Genomic DNA, 5,069 nt, shown 5'->3' with positions numbered 1-5,069 from the left:
CGCGGCCAGATTGGCGGTCGGTGCGGCCACCGGCGCCGCCCGGCTCGGGCTCAGCGGAAGCGCGGTGGTGCTGCGGGCACCGCGCCGCGCGCGGAGGTAGCCGTCGTCGCGAAGCTGCGTGTAGGCCGACGTGACCGTCGTGCGGGACACCCGCAGGGTCTCCGCCAGCGCCCGCTCACTGGGCAGCCGGGCCCCGACCGGGACCCGCCCGTCGACGATCAGCAGCCGGATGGCGTCGGCAAGACCGTGGTACGCCGGTCCACTCCGACTGGATGTCCGCCAGTTGCCGAGCTCGCGGGCCAGAAGGTCCACATCGAGCGATCTGTTCGCCATCGTCGCGGTCATTGCAGGCCAGTATTGCGCTACTGGCTATTGAAGGGCAAGCCAGTTGCGGCTGATCATGGGCGCATGACGCACTGGTTATCCCGCCTGGGCCATCGGCTGGCCGACCTGTACTACCTGCCGTCGATCGGCAGCACCGTCGACGAGCGCGACGCCGACGCACGCCGCATGCGCAGCGACCTCGACGCGATCCGGATGCACTTCCCGGACCACGCCTAGTGCCGGCGGTGGGGCGCGCCGCGCTGCGCGGTGCGGCGCTCGTGGCCGGGCTGTGCGGCTACGGGATCTCGATGGCGATGATGGTCCGCAGCGGGCTCGGTCTGGACCCGTGGGACGTGTTCCACCAGGGACTGTCCGAGCGCACCGGAATGACGATCGGAACGGCCTCGGCGGTGGTCGGGGTCGCGGTGCTGCTGGCCTGGATCCCGCTGCGCACCCGGCCCGGCATCGGCACCGTCGCCAACGTCGTGGTGATCGCGATCAGCGTCGACGTCGCGCTGACGCTGCTCCCGGCCCCGGCTTCGCTGCCCGTGCGCACCGCGTTGATGGGCGCCGCAGTGGTGCTCAACGCGGTCAGCACCGTGCTCTACATCGGCGCCGGGCTCGGCCCCGGTCCGCGGGACGGCCTGATGACCGGTCTGGTGGTGCGCACCGGCCGCTCGGTGCGCGCGATCCGCACCACGATCGAGATCACGGTGCTGGCCGTGGGGTGGGTGCTGGGCGGGACCGTCGGGGTCGGCACCGTCGTCTACGCGCTCGGCATCGGACCGCTGGTGCAGCTTTTCGTGCGGCTGACGCCGCGGCGGGTCCTGGCCGTCAGCGGGTGGGCCCCGGTGAGTTCGGCCCGCCGCGCCGCGCCGGACGGGGAGCACGCGCCGGCCACCGGCGTCGCAGGCGGGTGATAGTGCCGCGCCGACGTCCCCGGCGCACACCGCCGGGCAGGTGCGGCCTGACTACGATGGTCGGGTGCCAGTCGACGACAGCCCCGATGCGGTGGCCGCTCCGGCGCCGGAAGCCGACCCCGACCTGCTGATCGACTTCACCGACGTCACGCTGCGCCGCAACGGCCGGCTGCTGGTGGGCCCCGTGACCTGGTCGGTGGAACTCGACGAGCGCTGGGTGATCATCGGCCCGAACGGCGCAGGCAAGACCTCGCTGCTGCGCATGGCCGCCGCGATGGAGCATCCGTCCTCGGGCACCGCCTACGTGCTGGGGGAGCGGCTGGGCCGGGTCGACATGTCGGAACTGCGGGCCCGCGTCGGACTCAGCAGCGCGGCGCTGTCGCAGCGGGTCCCCGACGACGAAGTGGTGCGCGATCTGGTGGTCTCCGCCGGTTATGCGGTGCTGGGCCGGTGGCGCGAAAAGTACGACGACATCGACTACGCCCAGGCTGTCGACATGCTGGAGAGCGTCGGGGCCGAACACCTCGCCGAGCGCACGTTCGGCACGCTCTCCGAAGGCGAGCGCAAGCGGGTACTGATCGCGCGGGCGCTGATGACCGACCCGGAACTGCTTCTGCTCGACGAACCCGCGGCGGGACTCGACCTGGGCGGCCGCGAGGAACTGGTCGCCCGGATGAGCGATCTGGCCGCCGATCCGGACGCCCCCGCGCTGGTGCTGGTCACCCATCACGTCGAGGAGATCCCGCCCGGGTTCTCCCACTGCCTGATCCTGTCCGAGGGCCACGTGGTCGACGCCGGGCTGCTCACCGACGTGCTCACCGCCGAGAACCTCTCGAAGGCGTTCGGGCAGTCCATCGCGCTGGACTACATCGACGGACGCTACTTCGCGCGCCGCACCCGCAGCCGCGCCGCCCACAGGAGACGTGCATGACCCCGCAGGATCCGCTGGTGCCCCGTCCGGCCGCGACCGTGATGCTGGTGCGCGACACCCCCGACGGGATCAAGGTCTTCCTGATGCGCAGGCATTCGGCGATGGACTTCGTCGCCGGGGTCATGGTCTTTCCCGGCGGCGGCGTCGACGACCGGGACCGCAACGCCGACATCGCCTGGCACGGTCCCGACCGGAACTGGTGGGCGCAGCGCTTCGGCGTCGACCCCGAACTCGCCGAAGCGCTGGTGTGCGCGGCGGCCCGGGAGACCTTCGAGGAATCGGGTGTGCTGTTCGCCGGCGCGGCCGACGACCCCGACCTGCTCGTCGACGACGCGTCGGTGTACCGCGAGCAACGGGCGGCACTGGAGGACAAGTCGCTGTCGTTCGGCGAGTTCCTGCGCTCGGAGAAGCTGATGCTGCGCGCCGACCTGCTGCGGCCGTGGGCGAACTGGGTCACGCCGAAGGAGGAGCGCACCCGCCGCTACGACACCTACTTCTTCGTCGGCGCGCTGCCGCAGGGCCAACGCGCCGACGGCGACAACACCGAGACGGACAAGGCCGGGTGGATCACCCCGCAGGAGGCGTTGGACGACTTCGCCGACGGGCGGAGCTTCCTGCTGCCCCCGACCTGGACGCAACTGGACGCGCTCAACGGTCGCACCGTCGCCGAGGTGCTCGCCGTCGAACGCCGGATCGTCGCGGTGGAGCCGTCACTGGCCGCCGAGCAGGGCGGCAACTGGGAGATCGAGTTCTTCAACAGCGAGCGCTACAACGCCGCACGCAACCGGCGGGCCCCGCAGGGATACACCGACGGGGCGCCGCTCGCGTGACGGAGTTCGTCAGCACCGTCCTGGCTCCGGGCGACGGGCGCAGGATCGCCACGCTGCTGGTGTCGCGCCCGCCGACGAACGCGCTGACCCGTCAGGTGTACCGCGAGCTGGCCGAGGCCGCGACCGAACTCGGCGCCCGCGACGACGTGTCGGCCGTCGTGGTGTTCGGTGGGCACGAGATCTTCTCCGCAGGCACGGACATGCCCGAGCTGAACACGCTGACCGCCGAGGAGGCCGTGGCCGCCGAACGGGTCTCCGGCGACGCCGTGGATGCGCTGGCCCACCTGCCCAAACCGACGGTCGCGGCGATCACCGGCTACGCGCTCGGTGCGGGGCTGACGCTGGCGCTGGCCGCCGACTGGCGCATCAGCGGTGACAACGTGAAGTTCGGCGCCACCGAGATCCTGGCCGGGCGTGCTCCCGCAGGCACCGGTGCGGCGCGTCTGGCCCGCGCGATCGGCCAGAGCAAGGCCAGGGACCTGGTGTTCAGCGGCCGCTTCGTCGACGCGCGCGAGGCGCTGCAGCTGGGGCTGATCGACGAGATGGTGGCGCCGGACACCGTCTACGACGCGGCCCTGGCCTGGGCGGGCCGGTTCGCCGACTACCCGGCCGAGGTGCTGGCAGCAGCCAAGTACTCGTTCAACCGCGATGAGAGCGCGGCCGGCGGCGGACGTTAGGCTGCCCTGCATGACAAGTTCCGATGTCACCGATCCCGCGCCGCAGCCCCGCGCGACCCAGGAGCAGGTCGAAGCTGCGATGCACGACACCAAGCTGGCCCAGGTGCTCTATCACGACTGGGAGGCCGAGACCTATGACGACAAGTGGTCGATCTCCTATGACCAGCGCTGCGTCGACTACGCCCGCGGCCGGTTCGACGCCGCGGTGCCCGACGAGGTGCAGCGGGAACTGCCCTACGACCGGGCCCTGGAACTGGGCTGCGGCACCGGGTTCTTCCTGCTCAACCTGATCCAGGCCGGGGTGGCGCGGCGCGGCTCGGTGACCGACCTGTCGCCCGGGATGGTCAAGGTCGCCACCCGCAACGGTCAGTCGCTGGGACTGGACATCGACGGCCGCGTCGCCGACGCCGAGGGCATCCCGTACGAGGACAACACGTTCGACCTCGTGGTCGGCCACGCGGTGCTGCACCACATCCCCGATGTGGAGCTGTCCCTGCGCGAGGTGGTCCGGGTGCTCAAGCCGGGCGGGCGGTTCGTGTTCGCCGGCGAGCCGACCACCGTCGGCAACCGGTACGCCCGCGAGTTGTCGACGCTGACGTGGCGGGTCGCCACCAACGTGACCAAGCTGCCCGCTCTGGCCGGCTGGCGCAGGCCACAGGCCGAGCTCGACGAGTCGTCGCGGGCGGCGGCGCTGGAGGCCGTCGTCGACCTGCACACCTTCGACCCCGCCGATCTGGAGCGGATGGCCGCCAACGCCGGCGCCGTCGAAGTTCGCACCGCCAGTGAGGAATTCACCGCCGCCATGCTGGGCTGGCCGGTCCGCACCTTCGAGGCGGCGGTGCCCCCGGGCCGGTTGGGCTGGGGCTGGGCGAAATTCGCGTTCGGTAGCTGGACGACGCTGTCGTGGGTCGACGCCCACCTGTGGCGCCACGTGGTGCCGAAGGGCTGGTTCTACAACGTCATGGTCACCGGGGTCAAACCGTCGTAGAGTTCGGCCTCGGCGATGTCGCCTACCTGCGCAGCGACGCGGGCGGCGCGGCGTTGGCCGAGGTGTCCCGGTACCCGCTGACCGACGCCTCGCTGGTGTCGGACATCGCTTCGGCCCGAACGCTTTTCGGCGACCACACCGCAGTCCTGGTGGAAACCGTCAGGCTGCGGCGCAAAGCCGTCACGAAGTTCGCCGACGCCGACCGGTGGCTGTTCACCGACGACGCGCTGCAGCAGGCCACGGCCGCACCGGTGGCCGAGCACCGGGCCCGCCGACTGGCGGGCGCGGTCGTGCACGACGCGACCTGCTCGATCGGCAGCGAGCTTGCGGCGCTGCGGAACCGGGCGTCGTTCGTCATCGGTAGCGACATCGACCCGGTGCGGCTGGCGATGGCCCGCC

8 protein-coding genes are annotated in these 5,069 nt (G+C 71.7%); 7 read left to right on the top strand and 1 reads right to left on the bottom strand.

Going from position 1 to position 5,069, the window contains the following annotated elements; all coding sequences use genetic code 11:
- Nucleotides 1-345, bottom strand: a 345-nt coding sequence (locus MVA01S_RS28510; protein WP_159426370.1) for a GntR family transcriptional regulator, incomplete at its 3' end; no start/stop codon positions are given.
- Nucleotides 346-408: 63 nt separating this feature from the next.
- Between MVA01S_RS28510 and MVA01S_RS31410 the strand changes: the two genes are divergently transcribed.
- The 7 genes from MVA01S_RS31410 to MVA01S_RS28480 form a co-directional block, all read left to right on the top strand.
- Nucleotides 409-561, top strand: a complete 153-nt coding sequence (locus MVA01S_RS31410) for a hypothetical protein (protein WP_157895607.1) — start codon at nt 409-411, stop codon at nt 559-561.
- Entirely contained in the window at nt 561-1,244 is a 684-nt protein-coding gene (yczE, locus tag MVA01S_RS28505; protein WP_003928727.1) for a membrane protein YczE, read from the top strand. The genes MVA01S_RS31410 and yczE overlap by 1 nt, the downstream gene beginning before the upstream one ends.
- 40 nt (nt 1,245-1,284) lie before the next feature.
- Nucleotides 1,285-2,175, top strand: a complete 891-nt coding sequence (locus MVA01S_RS28500) for an ABC transporter ATP-binding protein (protein WP_390176128.1) — start codon at nt 1,285-1,287, stop codon at nt 2,173-2,175.
- On the top strand, nt 2,172-3,005 hold the full coding sequence (locus MVA01S_RS28495; protein ID WP_003928725.1) for an NUDIX hydrolase: 834 nt from the start codon (nt 2,172-2,174) through the stop codon (nt 3,003-3,005). Before MVA01S_RS28500 ends, MVA01S_RS28495 begins: the two co-directional genes overlap by 4 nt.
- The gene (locus tag MVA01S_RS28490) at nt 3,002-3,682 is read left to right on the top strand and encodes an enoyl-CoA hydratase (RefSeq protein ID WP_003928724.1); all 681 of its coding nucleotides are present in this window, start codon (nt 3,002-3,004) and stop codon (nt 3,680-3,682) included. Before MVA01S_RS28495 ends, MVA01S_RS28490 begins: the two co-directional genes overlap by 4 nt.
- Nucleotides 3,683-3,692: 10 nt before the next feature.
- Nucleotides 3,693-4,670 (top strand): class I SAM-dependent methyltransferase, encoded by a 978-nt coding sequence (locus tag MVA01S_RS28485; protein WP_003928723.1) that lies wholly within the window; start codon nt 3,693-3,695, stop codon nt 4,668-4,670.
- The coding region (locus MVA01S_RS28480) for a DUF8688 domain-containing protein (protein ID WP_494337738.1) at nt 4,628-5,069 on the top strand (442 nt) is incomplete at its 3' end. The genes MVA01S_RS28485 and MVA01S_RS28480, both read left to right, overlap by 43 nt.

Origin of the sequence: Mycolicibacterium vaccae NBRC 14118 = CIP 105934 (genome assembly GCF_001552715.1) — a bacterium.
Lineage (GTDB): Bacteria > Actinomycetota > Actinomycetes > Mycobacteriales > Mycobacteriaceae > Mycobacterium > Mycobacterium vaccae.
The sequence above is the reverse complement of the archived record's forward strand: the minus strand, read 5'-3'. Positions and strand labels throughout refer to the sequence as shown.